Here is an 18,457-nt window from a genome sequence, read left to right as displayed (position 1 = left end):
GCTCCACAATCGCAATATGCGAATTAGCGATCCTACCGTGACACACCCAAAAGTCAGCGCAGACCGCCTTCGACGATCTTAATAACTCAGTCGTCTCACCTCTCTCTAGGCGGAGAATGATGAGTAACTAGCCAACAGGTATTTAACCTTCTTTCGGCAGACAGAAGGCGCTCGCTCAATTACCTGATGGCTAGGTTTGTTCGCTTTTAAGAGCTTTATTTCGAAGCCTAAAATACACTCCAACGAGAACTGTTCAGGCGTGTGTCAATTCTCGACAGGTTACCATATTTTCGCGATGCGAGTACAACTCATGACAACAGGCCACGCAGCACGTTGACTATTCCTCTCTGAAGGCTCTTTCCAGCTGATCTCTGAGCGGCTTCATCAGGTAGGATAGAACTGTTCTGTCACCGGTCTGAATAAGAACTTCAGCCGGCATGCCAGGCACCAGAACAAGACTGCCAAGCTTCTCAGTTTCATCTCTGCGAAGGAATATACGCACCGCATAATAAGACATACCAGATCTCTCATCCAACGTGAGATCGGCAGCGACACGGCTGACTTCACCTTCCATCTGCGGTGTAGTGCGTTGGTTAAAGGCCGTAAGCCTAAGAAATGCTAACTGGCCAACCCTAACCTGATCAATGTCCTTCGGTTGGATGCGCACATCAATGGCAAGCTCGTCTCCAACAGGAACAATCTGCATAATCGTTTCCGCTGGCGTGATGACACCGCCCACCGTATGAGCGGTCAGTTCGTGCACAGTACCGCTCAAAGGAGAGATAATGTTGATACGCTTGAGATCGTCTTCGGCAGCGATTTTTCGCTCGACGTACTCGCCGATCTGCGCCTGAACTTCTCTAAGTTCTGTTCCAACCTCAGTCCTGAAATCTTGATCAATCGCGAGGATTTCAAGCTCAGCTTCGGTGATTTTACCGGCAACCTGAGCTTGGAAGGCAACTTTCTCACCACGCTCACCGCCATAGGTCGCAGCCTGTGTCTTCAGACTGTTAAGTCTCTGAACAGATACGGCGCCCTTGTTTCGCAACCCCTCCAGTGAGGTAATTTCTGAATGAAGCACAGAAAGTCCATCGCTGTAGGCGACTTCCTGTGCCTTGAGTCCATCAATTTCATGATTGAATTGGATAATACGTTCCCTGAGGCGCGCTTTTTTACTTTCGCGGGACTCTTTTCTGAACGTAAAGATACGTTTCTCGGCATTTACCTCGTCCACGTCGTTTGTGAGCGCGAATGGTGCCGTCGCTTCGTCAGGTGCAAAGCCGTCTCTGTCATCACGCTCGGCTTCCAGACGTAACCGGCGCGCATTGAGTTCATCAAGACGCTTGCTCACGATGGCCAGGCTTGCCTGTACTTGCGTAGGATCCAGACGCATAAGTGTCTCACCAGCTTTGACGACTTGCCCCTCAGAGACCAAGATTTCGTCAACGATGCCACCTTTAGGGTGCTGTATCTTCTTTACGTACGTATTAACAACGAAGTGCCCCGACCCGACAATAGCGCCTGCGATATTCGTCAGGGCAGCCCAAGTGCCGACCACGCCGAAAAGCAAAACGGACGCAGCGAATCCAACCAGAAAATGCCGTTTGATAGAGCTGTAGGCTTGTGTGTCTTCAATGTCGTTCACTTGGGATCTCCGAAGTGTTGTTTTCTTCGGTCATATGCAAATCTTGCTTTGCAACGATCTTGAATTGCTGCCCACTTTGGCTCGGTTGAGAAGCACGAGCGGCGTTGGGCAACTGAAGAACCTTTGAGAGCACCTCATCACGCGGTCCGAAGGCCTTCTGCCTGCCGTTTTCCATCACCAGAACATAATCCACAGCGCTGATTGCGCTCGGCCTGTGCGCAACAACAATCACAATGCCACCGCGATTGCGAACAGCAAAAATCGCACGGACAACTGCTGCTTCACCTTCTGCGTCAAGATTGGCGTTTGGCTCATCCAGGACAACCAGAAACGGATTTTTGTAAAGCGCGCGAGCAAGACCAACACGCTGACGCTGTCCTGCGGACAGTGCATTGCCAGCTTCGCCGATATTGGTTTGATAGCCGTTTTCAAACTGCAATATCATTTCATGCGCACCAGAAATCTTGGCAGCTTCAATAATTGCAGCTTCGTCTGGATTTTCCTCAAAACGAGCAATGTTATCTGCAATCGTTCCGTTGAATAGCTCAATCCCCTGCGGGAGATATCCAACGTGTTCCCCCAAAGCACGAGGGTCCCAGTGCTGGATATTCGCGCCATCCATTCGGACCTCACCAGCTGCCGGTTTCCAAGCGCCGACGATGGCGCGCGATAAGGTTGATTTACCTGACCCGGAGGCTCCCACAACACCAACTGCACTGCCAGCATTAACAAAAAAATTAACGCCTAATACGGAAGGTCTATTTTCACCAGGAGGTACAATGACGATGCCACTTAGTCTCAGTTGCGAGGTCGGAGGCGGAAGGGCCGTCAGTTCCGTTTCCAGTTCAATTTCTGCAGTTGAAGCCGTAAGCTTTCTCCAACTCTGAAATGCCATCTGCACGGATTTCCAGCTTGCAACAGCCTGTTCAATCGGTGCGAGTGCGCGTCCCATCATAATTGAGCTTGCGATCATAACGCCGGCCGTCACTTGTCTATCTACGACCAACCATGCGCCAACCGCTAATATCGCAGATTGCAGGACAATGCGGATAGTCTTCGACAAAATTCCAATTCCGCCAACAACGTCACCGACTTTTCTGTTTTCTTCGATGTAGGCGAGGTTGGATTTGATCCACTGGTCCCGAAAACGGGATTCGAGGCCCATCGCCTTGATAATTTCAGCATTACGACGTGCAGAATCGGCAAGACTATTACGTGTAATGTTTTTTGTAATTGTTTCCTGAATGGGCTTTTTGGATAAAAAGCTGTTCAGAATAGACAGGGCGATCAACAGAAATGTTCCAACCGTTGCAGTCACGCCAATCCAGAAGTTAAAAAGAAAACAGACAGCAAGATAAAATGGCATCCACGGCAGATCGAAAATCGCAGCGGGCCCTGGGCCGGCAAAAAAGCCTCGAACATTATCCAAGTCTCGCAATGGCTGCAGACCGTCGCCGGTCATCCGCGAGGTCAATGGACGTCGAACGATCGCGGTGTAGACTTTTTTCGAATACACATTATCGAATAACTCACCCACTCGTAAAAGCAGTCGCGATCTCGTTGTGTCCAGAATAAATTGGAAGACGTAAAGGATGATCGCGAGAAGTGACAGCCCCAACAAAGTTGGCACACTTCCGCTGGCAAGCACACGGTCGTAAACCTGTAGCATAAAGATGGGTGATGTCATCACCAGTATGTTGATGACGCAACTCATTAAGAAGAGGCTAAATGCCATAGATTTCGCATGAAATTTCATAACAATACCGATTGAAAAGACCGTTAGTATCTACGGCAAATAAAATCGACTTATTAGATGTTGTGCGAAAAAACACAAATAAAAAATTATGTATTGCTTAATATCAATGATTAATTTTCTGCCGCAGCAAACAAAAAAACAAAATCTTACAACACTGCATTGCGATTCATGGATTATCACACAAAATCACTCAAGATTTCAAAAGAAACCCAGGCTGTATCTCCTTAAACCACAAATACAATTGCAATGTTTACGTTACCAACGACAACGGCTCGACGACCCAACGCTAAAGCAGCAGCCGGCCTGACGTGACAAGGAAGAAATGCTCGTCCCCATGTACGGGCACGGGCGAATAGCGGCGGGCGACGCACAGACGCCCGCCTCGCTCCTCACTGACGCGATATCTTGGAGCCAAGTCGTTAGTGCCTACAGTTGACCGGACGACTATACCTTTAAAACGACATGAAATTTAGACAAGCCTACCGACGGCACGCCGCATCTTCACAGGCATTAATCTCCGCAAACACTGCTAGCGCTGCGCTTTTTCACGGGATTGTGGGATGCCTTACCTTACTCAAGAATTCGTAAAACTCCGGGTAATTTTTTCCCACAACGCGGATCAACAAACCTCGCGACATCGCTTTCAGCTTCGCACGAAACGTGAGTGCATGTGACTGATGAAATCCGATAAGGAACGATTTTAACAAACCATATTCTCTTTCGGAAATGCTGGAACGAAATGCTTCATTTGTAATATAATTTTCTTTTTCATTTTTGCCCGCAGAAAGCCACGCCAGACGCTGCAAGCTTTGAATACACCTTTTGAGGTCCAGTTCTCTTTTGAGATAGGAAGCATCAATTTCGGCATTACGTGTTGTCTGCTCCGCATTCTCCGCCCAAGCAGCAAGCGGCGTCATAGCTACGTAAACAGGCTCGCTAATAGCGTATGTTCTGAGATATTCTTGCGCCGTAGCGGTGCACTTTACACCAATTTCTAGTGTGCTTTTCGTATGCCGTGACCAGAACAAGCCACCATTTGACACACCTATACCAGTGATCAGCGAGAGCCGAAATCTTTCTGGCGGATACAGCCCTTCCTTAAAAAGATGGTTCAGTACTCCCACGTCACTTAATCTGGCATTCTCAGTTCCACTGGCAGTTTCAATCACTTGGTTACGTAGAACGACATTCACGTTGTGGAGATGACATAACTCTATATTCTCCTCGATAAATCGTTCGAATACGAAATTATCGTCCTCTAATACGAAGAAAAAATCTGCTGAGTGAGGATTCTTTTTCGTGAAGCACTGGTCGATATTTTTAGAGGCAAAGTTCTGCGGTGAGTTGTGGTTGTAGCGTATACGGTCATCATTGAGAGAAGCGCAAACCTCTCGGCCTGCGGCATCCGGATCGTCATCATAAACATCACAAATCCAATTGGACCACGTCTGATTGATGAGCGACTCTAATGCACGACGCAGCATAACTGGCCTGCGGTAAGTTGGAGTGCGAACGTGAACCAATTCATTCGATAACATTAGAATTTGCCCTATAGTTTGCCCCTGAAAACGGGAAAAAGAGATTATTCAATTCAAACAAAATATAATCAGATGTGCTTTGCCGAGAAGTAACCCTTTGCCAATCTCATGGCAACGCCTAGATAACCGGCACGCGAAGCCTCATTGCAAAAAACACCTTGCTGCCTCCTCATACGACACATGCAACGTGCTTTACCCTCGACGAAACCCATTAATCCGATACGGCTGACGCCCGATGATTTGACGCTCCGTAGGGACGTTCGATGCTTCTCTTAAAGCGCGAGAGCTTTGCGCAATTTTTATATACGCGATGTATGGCAAGAATGATTGGACAGTAAACTCAGTAAAAAATGTCACCTCACTGAAACTACGAGAGATGCTGAATGCGACAATCGTGAACCATAGGACATTGTCTGCAGAAGGTGCTGAAACACATAGCTTGAAACCTCTGTAGAGCGCCAAATACAAGATTGCTACTTGTATTGCCACTCCAACATATCCAAGCTCCACGGCGTTAGAGATATAGGTGTTGTGAAAATTAAATCCGGCACCAGATGGAACATCAAATTCGGCCCAAAGCATTTCTGCGTCCGCGTTACCGATCACCCAGAAACCTCGGTAACCTACTCCAAACAGCGGATTCTTGGCGATGAGATAATAGGCGTAATCCCAAAGCTCTGTGCGGCCGGTCAAGTCGGGACTCTTTCCAAAATACTCCAGCACACTCGATGTTATTTCTTCTGAGTATGTGGAGAGAATTGATCCCATGATTACAAAAAAAGCCACCAGAGCGAAGGTCGCTATGATCCTTACCGTGTGAGACATCCTTACAAGCATGCGAAAAAAAACGATACTCGCCAGGATAGGCATAATTGCCAGAATGGCTCCGGCGGACTGAGCAAGAGCAATAAAGATCGGCCCAACAAAAATGTAGCCTAGTGCAACAAGCCTCCACATCCGCATTTCCGGCATTTTTTGAACAGCAAAAGATAGTATCCACAAAATGGAGGCAAGAGCGGCAAATCCGTTTTTACTTCCAAAAAATCCAGCCCATGCTTGCCCTCGATTACCAGCCAATTCCATCAAGACACATATAACGCAACCTATCAGATAGGCGTAGAAAATCGCGCGTATTAATTTGGTCGAACTCAGCGACGTCGCGAATATTATAGCTATGCTCAACGTTATTAAGAGTTGAATTGCATAGCGGAAGGTAATGTCAGGATAATTAGACCATAACGCCGAAATTATGCAGTAAGCTGGAAGTATCAAAAGATGGCTATATTTCGCGGCATCACTGACAATCGATGGAAATCGTACAATACAAAAAGCTAGCCCGAACAGAATGAAACCTGCAGCTCCAAGATTTCCGACAAGTGGAATCAGCATCAACGCGAGAATCGAAAAAAAAGCGTTTGCAAACAACCACAACTCTACAGAAAGCCCGGAACTCTCTCCTCTACGAGCATTTTTTGACACAATATTCAAACTAACTTCCAATCATTGTAGCCGTTACCCCGTAGGCAAAAATTGGTTGCAATAAATCCGGCGACGTTCGTGTATGTGTCAGCAATGAATCATTGTCCTCAATATAACGTCACAAACCGCGACCACATTTCCAATAATATTTTTTCCCCAAACTCACAGCATAATCGCGAAATCGGCAATAGTACGACTTTCTTACGCGACACGTAATTTCTCGTCATGTTTCACCGACGCAGCGGTAACGACTTTAAGCCCTCACCGCTGCACCTTGCGACACCTTAAATCCCTGCCTTACTTACACAGTGAGGGAACCCACAAAAATCGATATCGACACGCTCCATCCTATACGAACGCAAATCGAAAGTATGGTTATCACAATGCGGTGACCTTGTAGCCGAGGACTTGCATGGTTAGTTGTTCGCCACCTGACAAGGGTTGCCAAGCACCGGCCCAGCCAGGATCTACACCATTGGCGGCCCAAAGGTCGAAAAATGCCTTCATCGGTAACGACGGAAATGATCCTTTGGTATCATTTGAAGTAATTGTTATTAGCTTCTGGCCATCAACATAGTAGGTGATCGACTTACCAGCCTCGTACTCAATGCCCAATTTGTAGCGCTTGCCAGAAAGATTTCCGGGAATAATCGGCTGATTGGGCCCCCTGCTCCACACCGCTGACTTAACGCCATTAACATTGGTCCACGTTGTAAGCGTAAGCCCCTTGGTGCCAAGGAACTCGAAATCAACTTCGTCCGACTTGTCGCGGCTCATCAACCAGAGAGGCGCAGCAACAAGACCGGAACGCATCTGGGGTAGGACGACGTCAATTTCCCAGAGCGCGTGGCTATAATATTGATTAGCTTGCACCTGAGCTGATGCTTTTTCGGAAACACTTAACAGAAGAGTGCCGCCAGATATGCTCGCATTGGCAGCCTGCCAGTTATACCCACCGAGCTTTGCCTCTCCCCATTGCGAAGGAAAAAAATCATTGGTGTAATTCCAGGTTTCAAGTTTAACTCCGGCCCAACTTGGGAGAGATTGCGCTGACACCGCGAACGGAACGAGAAATGCGAAAAGGAATGGGAGTAGCCTAGTCATCATTTGTCTACCTTTCGTAATTGATTGGTTACATGGATTTCTTTGCAGCTTATGTCTGCGAAAATAAATTGGCATAACGAAGGGGCACTACGTCAAATACCCACCCGAGGAGCGCAGGTAATACACTCCCAAAAACAGAACGACGCGTCGGAGAGGTCCGGTGCGCAAATCACTATAAAAAAGTGGTGTATGTGAGGGCAACCCAGAATCCGTCGCTTTGAACTCAATCTGAGGCATCCCGCAACAAACGCCCTAAAACGGCTAGAACAAAGTCAAAGAGGCGTCAGCACTGCAAAAAACTACTAATCCCAATTTTTCTGTGACCGTAATTGCCGTACTAACTTAATATGTCCTTGATTTAAAAATTAATGTGATACGCGTCGCCACATATAATATCAGAATAATTATACGGAGATCATTTTATGAAATTGACCTATTTCAAGGGAACAGTGCCAAATTTTGGTGACGAACTAAACGAATATATGTGGCACAAATTGGTACCGCCCGGTTTTTTGGATGAAGACGAAAGCGAACTGTTTCTGGGAATTGGCTCAATCATTTGGAACAACCTGCCTAAAACCGCGAAAAAGCATGTTATCGGCTCTGGCTATGGCGGATATACCGACATGCCAAACATGAATGATGGCTCATGGAATGTGGTTTTTGTACGAGGCCCACGAACAGCCGCCCTGTTGGATATTCCTGCGGAGAAGGCAATCGGTGACAGCGCAATTTTGCTGAGGCTTCTGGAGTTGCCCGCGCCTGAAAAGAAGCTTGATATCGCCTTCATGCCGCATTTTCATAGCTTCGACAGAGGCTTTTGGCCCGAGGTTTGCAAACTGGCTGGCATTCGGCTCATCGATCCACGCGGTGATGTCGAAACAATCCTGTCAGAAATTCGCGGCGCAAAGGCACTCATCACCGAAGCGATGCACGGTGCCATTGTTGCTGATGCAGTGCGAACCCCTTGGGTGGCAGCAAAACCGATACATGTTGAAAATCAGATGAAGTGGCTAGACTGGGCCGAATCGCTGAATATTTCTTTACGGCCACACGCTCTCGCTCCTTCGAGCCTGCTCGAAGCACATCTTCGGCTTTCGAAGACACGCAAAAACCATGGCCAAAGGGCATTCAGGTTGAACAAATCGGCATTGGCGAAACCTTTCAACCAAATCCTCACCCATTTCGCTGCTCGTCAACTACAAAAGCTTACCTCGGTCGAACCACAACTCAGCCAGGATAGCGACATAGCGCGCGCCACAGAAAGAGCGTCAACTGCCCTCGATCAATTTGTCGCCGGTCGCGCTTAGGTTAGAACGCTGTTAAAATAAAATGATTTACCGATGAATTCGCGGCCTGACTTTTTGTCGGCCGCGAAAATCTCTGATGTAAGAACTATAATCTGACTTACTGCTTTGCCTTGATGTTCGATGAAATGCCGTTGCGAAACTGAGTTTAGAGCAAACAGCTTGGTCTCTCGCGTTGAAGCGGCGATGGGCTGGCCGTGATGGTGACACAATCTTTTCAGACAGGCTTCATAAGAGCAGTCTACTACACATTAAAAAGGCGCTTTGGGAACCGCAACTGTAAGAAAAAACACCCGTTAACTTCTACAGCAATGTCAACTTTCCAAACGCCCTACAATAAACTAAGATGCCGATAAAATTCTAAATATAAATATCTATAATCAGTATAGGTTAGAATTAATACCCGCGTTAACTTATTAATTTTCCACAAGGACTGTATTTTACATAATAGCCGCTGCTCCGACCTTGCGCGCCTTCATTGAACTACAATTCTATCGTCTACAGCGCTGCCGAGCCGCACATAATCATTTTGAAACGACGAAAACACAAAAGAACTGATGTTATGAACGTTTTATATCTTGTTCACGATTTAGCAGACTCAGCGGTACGGAAACGTATCAAGATGCTGAAGGCAGGCAATGCCACAGTGTCGGTGGCCGGCTTTGTCAGAGAACAATCTTCCGGCGCCGTAGATATTGAAGGCTGCCAACCGATAGTTCTTGGAACAACCAGAGACGGCAAATTTGGCGACAGAGTTCTAAAGGTTCTCTTCAGTAGATCTGTTACGCAGCTCCACAACCAAAAATACGATGTGATTATCGCAAGAAATCTGGAAATGCTGGCGCTCGCGAGACGCGTCACCTTTTCCTCAAGGTCAGCGACAAGAATCGTTTATGAGTGCCTGGATATACACAGGATCATGCTCAATCAGGGCACGTTAGGAAAATTTGCCAGAGCAGTCGAACGATGGTTGCTTCGCAGCACATCGATGCTCATAACCAGTTCGCCTGCCTATTTGACTAATTACTTCAAACCCAAACAACAACTGACGAAGCCTGTATTGTTGGTCGAAAACAAGGTTCTCGATCTAGAACAAAACGATGCTACCGCTGTAACAGAGCGCAATTCTTCTGCTGCGCCAGCATGGCGAATAGGCTGGTTCGGTATATTGAGATGCCGTAAATCTCTCGCCATACTGAGCGCATTCTCGCGAATGATGGATGGCAAGGTCCAGGTTGTCTTGCGTGGAAAGCCTGCTTATCAGGAATTCGATAACTTTGATGCTGAGGTGGCGGCTGAACCTTACTTGTCGTTTGAAGGTGCGTACAAGTCTCCCGAAGATTTGAAATCGATTTATGAAGACGTGGACTTCATCTGGGCGATCGACTTTTTTGAAGAAGGATTAAATTCGAGTTGGCTTTTGCCAAATCGAATTTACGAAGGCTGCCGGTATGGCAGAGTGCCGATTGCCGTAAACGGGACCGAGACTGCAAACTTTTTGAAAAATAGTGCAATTGGGCTAACGGTGAAAGAGGCAACTCCCGAGGTTTTACGGGACATTTTTTCACAGATTACGCCATTAGACGCAGACAAACTTAAGCAACGTGTTCAGCAAAGTGATCCGCGAAAGTTCACTTTCACCAAGGCATCATGCAGCAGCCTGGTAGGCGAGATTAGTAAAGAGCGAACCGGGTCCGCTCAAATCACGATTTTAGAATAAAATATTAGGAGATAAAATTGAAAAACATCATCGTTATCCCCTGCCTGAATGAAATAAACCACATCAGCTCAATCATCGACAGCATGGCCAAGCAGGCTACTCTCATCGGTGCTGATTTGATTGTTGTCGATGGCGGCAGCACAGACGGGACTATTCAAGAAATAAAATACAAAGAGACTCAGTACGACAATGTATTTTTTCTGGATAACAAAAAGAAAATACAAAGCTCGGCAATCAACCTCGCCGTAGAGCATTTTGGCGCAGGTGCAGAATATCTGATCAGGATTGATGCTCACGGCGGTTATCCGGAAAATTACTGCCAAATCCTGATAGAAGAAGCTACGAAAACTGGCGCAAGTTCAGTTGTTGTTCCCATGAAAACAGAAGGTTTTGGTCTTTTTCAACGGGCAACGGCGATTGCTCAAAACTCCAAACTTGGTACCGGAGGGTCAAAGCACCGGGTAGGTTCGGATGGTTGTTGGGTGGATCATGGACACCACGCATTAATGCGCATTGATGCGTTCCGCAGTGTGAATGGCTATGACGAAACATTCACGCACAACGAAGATGCTGAGTTGGACTACCGCCTCCTGAATGCCGGGCATAAAATATGGATGACTGACAAGACCAGGATGATTTATTATCCGCGTAGAACCGCAAAAAGCCTCTTCCGGCAATATCTTGGTTACGGCAGAGGCCGGGCCAGAAACATCATGAAACATCGCGCAATTCCTAAAATTCGACAGATGGTACCCTTGTTGGTCGCTCCGTCTGCCTTTCTCGTTGCGCTTTGCGTCATCCACCCGGTTGCAGCTTTGCCATTTTCTCTCTGGGCAGGAATTTGTATTGCAATTGCGGTTCTCACAATGGCACGGGAACGCAGTTTTGCCGCCCTTTTATCCGGACTGCCAATCATGATCATGCACATGGCATGGTCGATTGGTTTTTGGCTCCAGATAATTGGCATGCAAAAAAAGAGCTACACCTGAACACACTGATAGCTGTGATGACGTGTAACGTGAGTTCCAGAGAGAACTCCGTTATGCGTCCTATGAAAACAACCCGACTTCGTGTATGGTCAAAAGCCTATTGATTAGAGCTTTGATTAAAAACGTAATTTCAAATAAGTGGATGATTATTCATGGTGCCGGAAACGGTAATTACGATTTGCATATGTACCTTTAGACGGCCTCAAATAACACTTACACTAGGATCTCTTTCCGGTATCAAAACGGACAAGAGCTGGAACGTTAACGTTATTGTCGCTGATAATGATTTTACGCCAAGTGCCCGCGAACTGGTTGAGGCATCTGCAGTGGGGTTTCCATTCCCTATCCGGTACATTCACGCGCCCGCTAGCAATATCTCTATCGCAAGAAACGCATGCCTTGGCGCGGCAAAGGGCGATTACCTGGCATTTATTGACGACGACGAAACCGTTACCACTGACTGGCTTATCGAGTTGATGAATGTGGCAAAAAAAAACAATGCCCATGCCGTTCTCGGTCCCGTAAGAGCAATTTTCTCCAAAGACTCGCCAAACTGGATGGTGCAAGGCAATTTTCACTCAACGTTCCCCACGTTTGTAAATGGAGAAATCATAACGGGCTACACGTGCAACTCCCTTCTGGATATGCGCCAGCCTACACTTTCCGAGCTAAGATTCGATATTGCTCGGGGCAAAAGTGGGGGAGAAGATACTGACTTCTTCGATCGGATTTACAGCAACGGTGGTCGGATTTCTTATGCCGAGAATGCTTGGGTGGAAGAGATCGTGCCGTCTTCTCGGGCAAGTTTAAAATGGCTTGCGACACGGAGATATCGCTCGGGTCAAACACACGGCAAAATCCTCTTGAAAAAGAAAAAGCAGGCCATAGCTCGAGCCTACGCTTTTCTAATCACAAGCTTCAAGGCGGCGTATTGTTTTTCCGGCGCGGCGCTCACTGTTTTTTCTCCCGTATCCTGGCGGCGAAACTATATAAGGGGCGCGCTCCACATTGGCGTGCTCTCCGCGTTGGTAGGCGCCCAGGAAATCGAACAGTATGGAGCCACGCTCACGGATGGAAAAAACACCAATGCCAGGTGAGAAAGACAAGCTTCCCTCACAACAGGCCGGCGATTCTTATCAGCATTTGAAATCCGGACGCGCTAAAGCCGCCATCGTTGGTGTCGCATGGTCGACGATGAACAGCCTAGTTCCTCTGGTCGTGAGCGTTGGCGTATTTACGATTACCTCTCGCTATCTGTCGCCCGCCGAATTCGGCGTCGTTGCGTTCGCAGCAGGTATAGCCAGTTTCGCGAGCGCGATTGCACCAATTGGATTTGGCGAAGCAATCGTACAAAATACTAATATCGAAAAAAAACACCTGGACAGTGTTTTCTGGCTTTGCGTAGCGGCAGCCGTAATCATATACGGCGGTCTACTTCTTGCGGCGTGGCCATTATCAGGCATGTCTGGTGAAGAGCAGCTAGCGGCATTTATTGCCGTTATTGGCGCTCGTGTAATTTTCGATCTGGCAGCAACTGTGCCAAATGCCCTGCTCACTCGCTCAATGTCATTTGATCGACTAGCGCTTCGAACGACATTGGCCGCAGTTGTTTCCGCGGTTGTGTGTCTCACGACGCTCGCAATGGGTTATGGCGCATGGGCCTTAGCTATTTCTCAATTGTCAGCGGCAATGGCCGCCTCTGTAGCCGCTTTTCTGTCTGTAAAGTGGAAACCAAGTCTGCACGTAGACAAGGCATCTCTTTCTGAATTGAAAAGATTTGGACTTTTTGCGTCTGGAAACCGCATTCTTACAACAGTAAGCGTCGACCAGGTAATGGTAGGCTTTCTTCTTGGAACAACGCCTCTTGGCCTTTACGGTTTTGCTCAGCGTATTCACCAGATACTCAGCCAGCTTATTGTTGGTGTTTTGAGCTCGGTTTCCTTTCCTCTTCTTTCTTCACTTAGAACAGAGCAAACAAAACTCAGAGAAGTATTTTTATCGGCCACATTTGTATCTTCAGCAGTTTCATTTCCAGTTTTCCTAGGACTAGCCGTTGTCGCCCGCGACTTAATCCCCTTCGTATTCGGAACGCAGTGGGTTGATGCCGTGCTACCGTTGCAGGCTTTCTGTGTAATAGGCCTTCTAACCTCAATTGGTGTGCTGCAATCGTCTTTGATCCGCAGTCAGGGCAAAGTTGATTGGTGGATGTGGTATATGGCGACCAATCAATTACTGACGGCTTTAACCGTATTAATTTCCTACAGTTTTGGCGTAGGGGTTATGGTTTTCGCTATTGCGCTGAAAACATTGCTATACTGGCCTGTCTCAGCTGTATTGACTGCAAAAATCCTGCAAATGAACACATGGTCTTATCTGAAAATCTTCACGGTTCCGCTTGCCGCAGCGATCTTAATGCTATTAGGCACAAGCTTGTTGCATGAATACCTCGGCACGCAAAAAGAGATTGTGCGCCTACTCCTCGAGATAATTTTTGGAGCGAGTATTTATGTTTGCATAACGTTCTATTTTGCCCGAGATAAAATATCGAATTTAAAGTCTGTATTTAAGAAAACACGGTCGTAGGCACCACAATTAAGCTCGCCTCGTGTTACGTGATACTCAATTTTCAACATTGAACTTCGATCAATAAATCGACCAAATAAAAGGCTTCAAATGAAACTGGTTTATTTCAAAGGTACAGTTCCAAATTTCGGCGACGAATTGAATCCTTATTTGTGGGAGAAATTGCTGCCCCAGGGCTTTCTGGATAATGACAGCGCGGAACTTTTCCTCGGTATCGGCTCCATTCTCCATAAGCATGGTTACCCACAGGAAGCGAAGAAACACGTTATCGGATCAGGTTATGCTGGATATGGGGAACCGCCGCCCGTCAGTGATGGCTCTTGGAATGTCGTATTTGTAAGAGGCCCGCGCACGGCAGCGAAACTCGGTTTACCTCCTGAAAAAGCTATCTCCGATACCGCGATACTTCTGCGCACAATCGATCTACCCCCACCTAGTGATCCGTGTGAGATTGCCTTCATGCCTCATTATGAAAGTCTTGAGCGAGGCTTCTGGCCCAAGGCATGCCAACTGGCTGGGGTAAAACTTATCGATCCAACCGACGACCTCGAGAAAATCATGTCGCAAATCAAGGGCGCGAAGCTCTTGATCACAGAGGCCATGCACGGAGCAATCGTCGCAGACGCTCTTAGAACACCTTGGATATCTGCCAAACCAATTTACAGCGGCCATCATGCCAAATGGTTTGACTGGGCTGAATCGTTGTCAATTGAATTGCGCCAAACAAGACTTTGGCCATCCAGCATTTCCGAGCTTTATACGCGCTTAACGAGACGCGGCTCGCCGGAAAGCATCGTGGGACGGCTTAATAAAAAGGCAGTGGCGGCTCCAGCCAACGCAATCTTGACATATATTGCCGCACAAAGACTGCTGCAACTGGCAAAACTTGATCCGCAATTAAGTGCAGACAGTGCTATAAAGCTTCAAACTGAAAGAGCACAAGAGGCCGTTTTCGGTTTTGTTGCTCAACACAAGAAGTGAACTGAAGAGATTGTAGGCTTGCTTTCATCATTTCGCGAGAGACGGTCTGAAATTCAGACCGTCCATGCTGTGATTTTTCATGGCGCTCGCAAGCTGAGCCACGACGTTGTAGTGTCATAAGACACTAAACAGCCGCGAATTTTCAACCAACATTCGTTTGGCTCAATCGCATCGCTTGGCAACACGGCCAAATTGACAAAACCGCACCTAAGGTCAATATAATTCCTTACGACTTAACTAGCACTCCCTGACACATCTCAGCGTGCCCATCAGTAAAGTTTCGAAATGAAGATTGCTGTCGCCGGACTTGGTTATGTTGGACTATCTAACGCCGTACTCATCGCTCAAAACCACGAAGTCGTCGCCGTTGATCTTTTGCAGGAGCGCGTTGATCTTGTTGCAGCACGCAAGTCACCGATCGTCGACAAGGACATCGAAGAATTTCTCTCGACAAAAGAGTTAAAGCTGTCAGCAACAACCGACAGTGCGGCAGCGTACACCGGCGCAGATTTTGTTATCATCGCAACACCGACAAATTACGATCCGCAAACAAATTATTTCAACACAACGGCTGTGCAGTCAGCAGTCGACGCAGTGCTTGCGGTTAATCGCAAGGCGTGTATTGTCATCAAGTCCACTATTCCCGTTGGTTTTACGGAAGGTTTGCGAGAGCAGACAGGTTACAGCAACATCATATTCTCTCCAGAGTTTCTTCGTGAAGGTAAGGCCCTTCACGATAACCTGCATCCATCGCGTATCATCGTTGGCGACAAGTCAGATGCCGCCAAAGCCTTTGCTAACCTGCTACTGCAAGGTGCATACAAAAAAGACGTATCTGTTCTTTTTACCGGTTCGAGCGAAGCTGAAGCAATCAAGCTGTTCGCCAATACATATCTTGCGATGCGTGTGGCCTACTTCAATGAAGTAGACACCTATGCTGCATCACGTGGGCTGGAAACACGTGACATTATCGACGGTGTCTGCCTCGATCCACGCATCGGAAATCACTACAATAATCCATCGTTTGGATATGGTGGTTACTGTCTTCCCAAAGATACCAAACAGCTGTTGGCGAATTACAGCGAAGTGCCACAGTCACTGATCCGGGCCATTGTGGACTCGAATTCAACGCGAAAAGATTTCATATCGGAAAGCATACAACGCCTGTCTCCTAAGGTTGTCGGCGTCTATCGCCTGACCATGAAGGTTGGCTCAGACAACTTTCGTGACTCCTCTGTCCAAGGCGTGATGAAACGTATCAAGGCCAAGGGTATCGAGGTTGTGGTTTACGAACCCAGCTATCAGGAAAGTGAGTTTTTCCGCTCAAGGGTCATCACAGACCTTGAAGAGTTTAAATCTCGCAGCGACGTCATTCTGGCTAATCGTATTACGCCTGAGATCGCTGACGTCGCTCAAAAGATTTACACGCGTGACATCTTTGGCGTCGATTGAACCTTACGGAATGCTTCCCGGCACAGTTTGACAACTAATACGCCTTGCGGAATGTGAGATTGTATCTGACATGACCGGTTTTGGGATGATCGCCGTCTTTCAACGTCAGGACACCGTGATGGAACAGGCGTGAGGCGCCGCCCCAGACAACGACATCGCCATGCTGCAGCAGGTATTTTTTGACCTCATCTGTTCGTTTTAGACCACCGAACTGGAATGTCGCCGGCAGACCGAGCGATATAGAGACGATTGGATTTTGAAAATCCTTTTCGTCTCGATCCTGATGAAGCGACATGCGTGCGCCGGCCTCGTAACGGTTTATCAGGCAGGCATCGGGTGAAAAACCTTCGTATCCTGCCTCCGCCGCTGCCTGTTCGGCAAGTTCGCAAAAAACATCAGGCATCTCAGGCCACGGCTGTCCCGTCTCCGGATCATTCTCCTGATATCGATAACCTCGACGATCCGTAACCCAACCTGCCCTACCGCAGTTGGTCATGGCAACCGACATGGAAAAGCCGCCAGGCGTCATCATGTTGCGAAACGGCGCGCGGTCGGAAATCTGGCACACCCCATCCAGTAACTTGTCCTCCACGTCAAGCGCCCGTTGACGTAGCAATACGGCGCCTTCTGCCAAGTCCTGCCGAGACGGCTCCGGTGATTTCATCTCCGCAAATAAATCATCCATTATCAGAACCTCCTGTGCTTGTTTGTCTTGAAAGAGATACGCCATATCGTCGCACGTAACAGAGGTTATTCGCACCCATTCCATGCCCAAATCCTATTTTTTTGTCCCTTTATCAACCTGCCTGTCGATCAAGCAAATTAACACCAGAGAAATTTAGAACCGTTCTGAAATAGGTTTTTTGACATCGTAAACCTGAGCAATTAAAGATGACGAAAGATATCATATTAATGTCCAACCACACTTAAATGTGGCTTTCTTCATTACGGGACAACAAAGGAAATGTCAGTGAACTTCAAGCCCCTTCACCCTGCCCGCCTGTTTGCTGTCGCAGCTTTCGGGTTCGGCGCCCTCACAGCAAACGCTCAAGACATCAGCATCAAGCATGGTCAGGGAGAGACTGTACTCAAGGGCGTTCCGCAGAAGGTTTTGGTTCTCGACATCCCTTCACTGGACACCATGGATGCTTTGGGCGTTGAGCCCGCGGGTGTCCTGGCCTCCAACCTGCCAGCATATCTTTCCAAATATTCAGATGCCAAATATTTGAAGGTTGGAACGCTTTTTGAGCCGGATTATGAAGCAATCAATGCGGCAGAAGCAGATCTTGCCATCGTTGGTGGCCGCTCTCGCGCCAAATATCCAGAAGTCTCTGCAATTGTCCCAGCGCTGGATATGTCTGTCGATGCAAAAAACTACATTGCGAGCACCAAGGCCAATATCCTGACCCTAGGTAAAGTGTTTGGTAAGGATGCTGAAGCCGCAAAACTTGATGCGACAATCGACGAAAAAATTGCCGCCCTCAAGGCTGCGGCTGCCGACGCCGGCACAGCAATGATCCTTGTCACGAATGCGGGCAAAGTTGGCGCTTATGGCCCTAACTCACGGGTTGGCTGGCTGCACAAAGAAGTTGGCTTCAAGACGGTTGCAGAAGACATTGACGACCGTTTCCACGGTGGAGACATCGTATCATTCGAGTATCTCCTTGAAGCAAATCCTGATTGGCTGTTCGTCGTAGACCGCGACGCTGGTGTGGGCAACAGTGGCGGTGATGCATCCCAAAAGGTTCTCGACAACGAACTGGTTCACCAAACCACCGCATGGAAAAAAGGCCAGATCGTCTATCTGGACCCACAGGCCGCCTACATTGTCAGCAGCGGATATACAGCCCTTACAACGCTGATCGATCAGGTTTACAAGGCAGTGTCCGAAAAGAAATAATTC

General features: G+C 47.7%; 14 protein-coding genes. 8 read left to right on the top strand and 6 right to left on the bottom strand.

Annotated features, from left to right (window positions below; all coding sequences use genetic code 11):
- Positions 1 to 337: 337 nt before the first annotated feature.
- The 5 genes from M2418_RS12455 to M2418_RS12435 form a co-directional block, all read right to left on the bottom strand.
- Complete coding sequence (locus M2418_RS12455) at positions 338 to 1,645, bottom strand: HlyD family type I secretion periplasmic adaptor subunit (protein ID WP_259146868.1); 1,308 nt, start codon at positions 1,643 to 1,645, stop codon at positions 338 to 340.
- Positions 1,632 to 3,401 carry a type I secretion system permease/ATPase gene (locus M2418_RS12450; RefSeq protein WP_259146866.1) on the bottom strand — a complete coding sequence of 590 codons (1,770 nt, stop codon included), beginning with the start codon at positions 3,399 to 3,401 and terminating at the stop codon, positions 1,632 to 1,634. Before M2418_RS12450 ends, M2418_RS12455 begins: the two co-directional genes overlap by 14 nt.
- Positions 3,402 to 3,946: 545 nt before the next feature.
- Positions 3,947 to 4,939 carry a glycosyltransferase family 2 protein gene (locus M2418_RS12445; RefSeq protein WP_259146864.1) on the bottom strand — a complete coding sequence of 331 codons (993 nt, stop codon included), beginning with the start codon at positions 4,937 to 4,939 and terminating at the stop codon, positions 3,947 to 3,949.
- A 192-nt stretch (positions 4,940 to 5,131) separates the two neighbouring features.
- Positions 5,132 to 6,418 (bottom strand): O-antigen ligase, encoded by a 1,287-nt coding sequence (locus M2418_RS12440; protein WP_250985353.1) that lies wholly within the window; start codon positions 6,416 to 6,418, stop codon positions 5,132 to 5,134.
- 378 nt (positions 6,419 to 6,796) lie between these two features.
- Positions 6,797 to 7,525: a family 16 glycosylhydrolase gene (locus M2418_RS12435; RefSeq protein ID WP_250985249.1), complete on the bottom strand. Its 729-nt coding sequence runs from the start codon at positions 7,523 to 7,525 to the stop codon at positions 6,797 to 6,799.
- 419 nt (positions 7,526 to 7,944) lie between these two features.
- On the opposite strand from M2418_RS12435, the gene M2418_RS12430 reads away from it, so the two are divergent.
- The 7 genes from M2418_RS12430 (at position 7,945) to M2418_RS12400 (ending at position 16,554) form a co-directional block, all read left to right on the top strand.
- Entirely contained in the window at positions 7,945 to 8,832 is an 888-nt protein-coding gene (locus M2418_RS12430; protein ID WP_250985248.1) for a polysaccharide pyruvyl transferase family protein, read from the top strand.
- Positions 8,833 to 9,391: 559 nt separating this feature from the next.
- Positions 9,392 to 10,549, top strand: a complete 1,158-nt coding sequence (locus M2418_RS12425; RefSeq protein ID WP_259146860.1) for a glycosyl transferase family 1 — start codon at positions 9,392 to 9,394, stop codon at positions 10,547 to 10,549.
- A 17-nt stretch (positions 10,550 to 10,566) separates the two neighbouring features.
- Positions 10,567 to 11,538: a glycosyltransferase family 2 protein gene (locus tag M2418_RS12420; RefSeq protein ID WP_259146859.1), complete on the top strand. Its 972-nt coding sequence runs from the start codon at positions 10,567 to 10,569 to the stop codon at positions 11,536 to 11,538.
- A gap of 152 nt (positions 11,539 to 11,690) precedes the next feature.
- On the top strand, positions 11,691 to 12,635 hold the full coding sequence (locus M2418_RS12415; protein WP_259146858.1) for a glycosyltransferase family 2 protein: 945 nt from the start codon (positions 11,691 to 11,693) through the stop codon (positions 12,633 to 12,635).
- Positions 12,610 to 14,121 (top strand): lipopolysaccharide biosynthesis protein, encoded by a 1,512-nt coding sequence (locus M2418_RS12410; protein WP_259146856.1) that lies wholly within the window; start codon positions 12,610 to 12,612, stop codon positions 14,119 to 14,121. Before M2418_RS12415 ends, M2418_RS12410 begins: the two co-directional genes overlap by 26 nt.
- A gap of 90 nt (positions 14,122 to 14,211) precedes the next feature.
- Positions 14,212 to 15,102, top strand: coding sequence for a polysaccharide pyruvyl transferase family protein (locus M2418_RS12405; RefSeq protein ID WP_259146855.1), 891 nt, complete (start codon positions 14,212 to 14,214; stop codon positions 15,100 to 15,102).
- Between the two features lie 285 nt (positions 15,103 to 15,387).
- A complete protein-coding gene (locus M2418_RS12400; RefSeq protein ID WP_259146854.1) occupies positions 15,388 to 16,554 on the top strand; it encodes a nucleotide sugar dehydrogenase in 1,167 nt (388 codons plus the stop codon).
- Between the two features lie 34 nt (positions 16,555 to 16,588).
- On the opposite strand, the gene alkB is transcribed toward M2418_RS12400, so the two are convergent.
- Positions 16,589 to 17,239, bottom strand: coding sequence for a DNA oxidative demethylase AlkB (gene alkB / locus M2418_RS12395; RefSeq protein ID WP_259146852.1), 651 nt, complete (start codon positions 17,237 to 17,239; stop codon positions 16,589 to 16,591).
- Between the two features lie 285 nt (positions 17,240 to 17,524).
- Between alkB and M2418_RS12390 the strand changes: the two genes are divergently transcribed.
- Complete coding sequence (locus tag M2418_RS12390) at positions 17,525 to 18,454, top strand: siderophore ABC transporter substrate-binding protein (RefSeq protein ID WP_405049413.1); 930 nt, start codon at positions 17,525 to 17,527, stop codon at positions 18,452 to 18,454.
- Positions 18,455 to 18,457: the final 3 nt, after the last annotated feature.

It is taken from the genome of Rhizobium sp. BIGb0125 (genome assembly GCF_024810055.1).
Lineage (GTDB): Bacteria > Pseudomonadota > Alphaproteobacteria > Rhizobiales > Rhizobiaceae > Agrobacterium.
The sequence above is the reverse complement of the archived record's forward strand: the minus strand, read 5'-3'. Positions and strand labels throughout refer to the sequence as shown.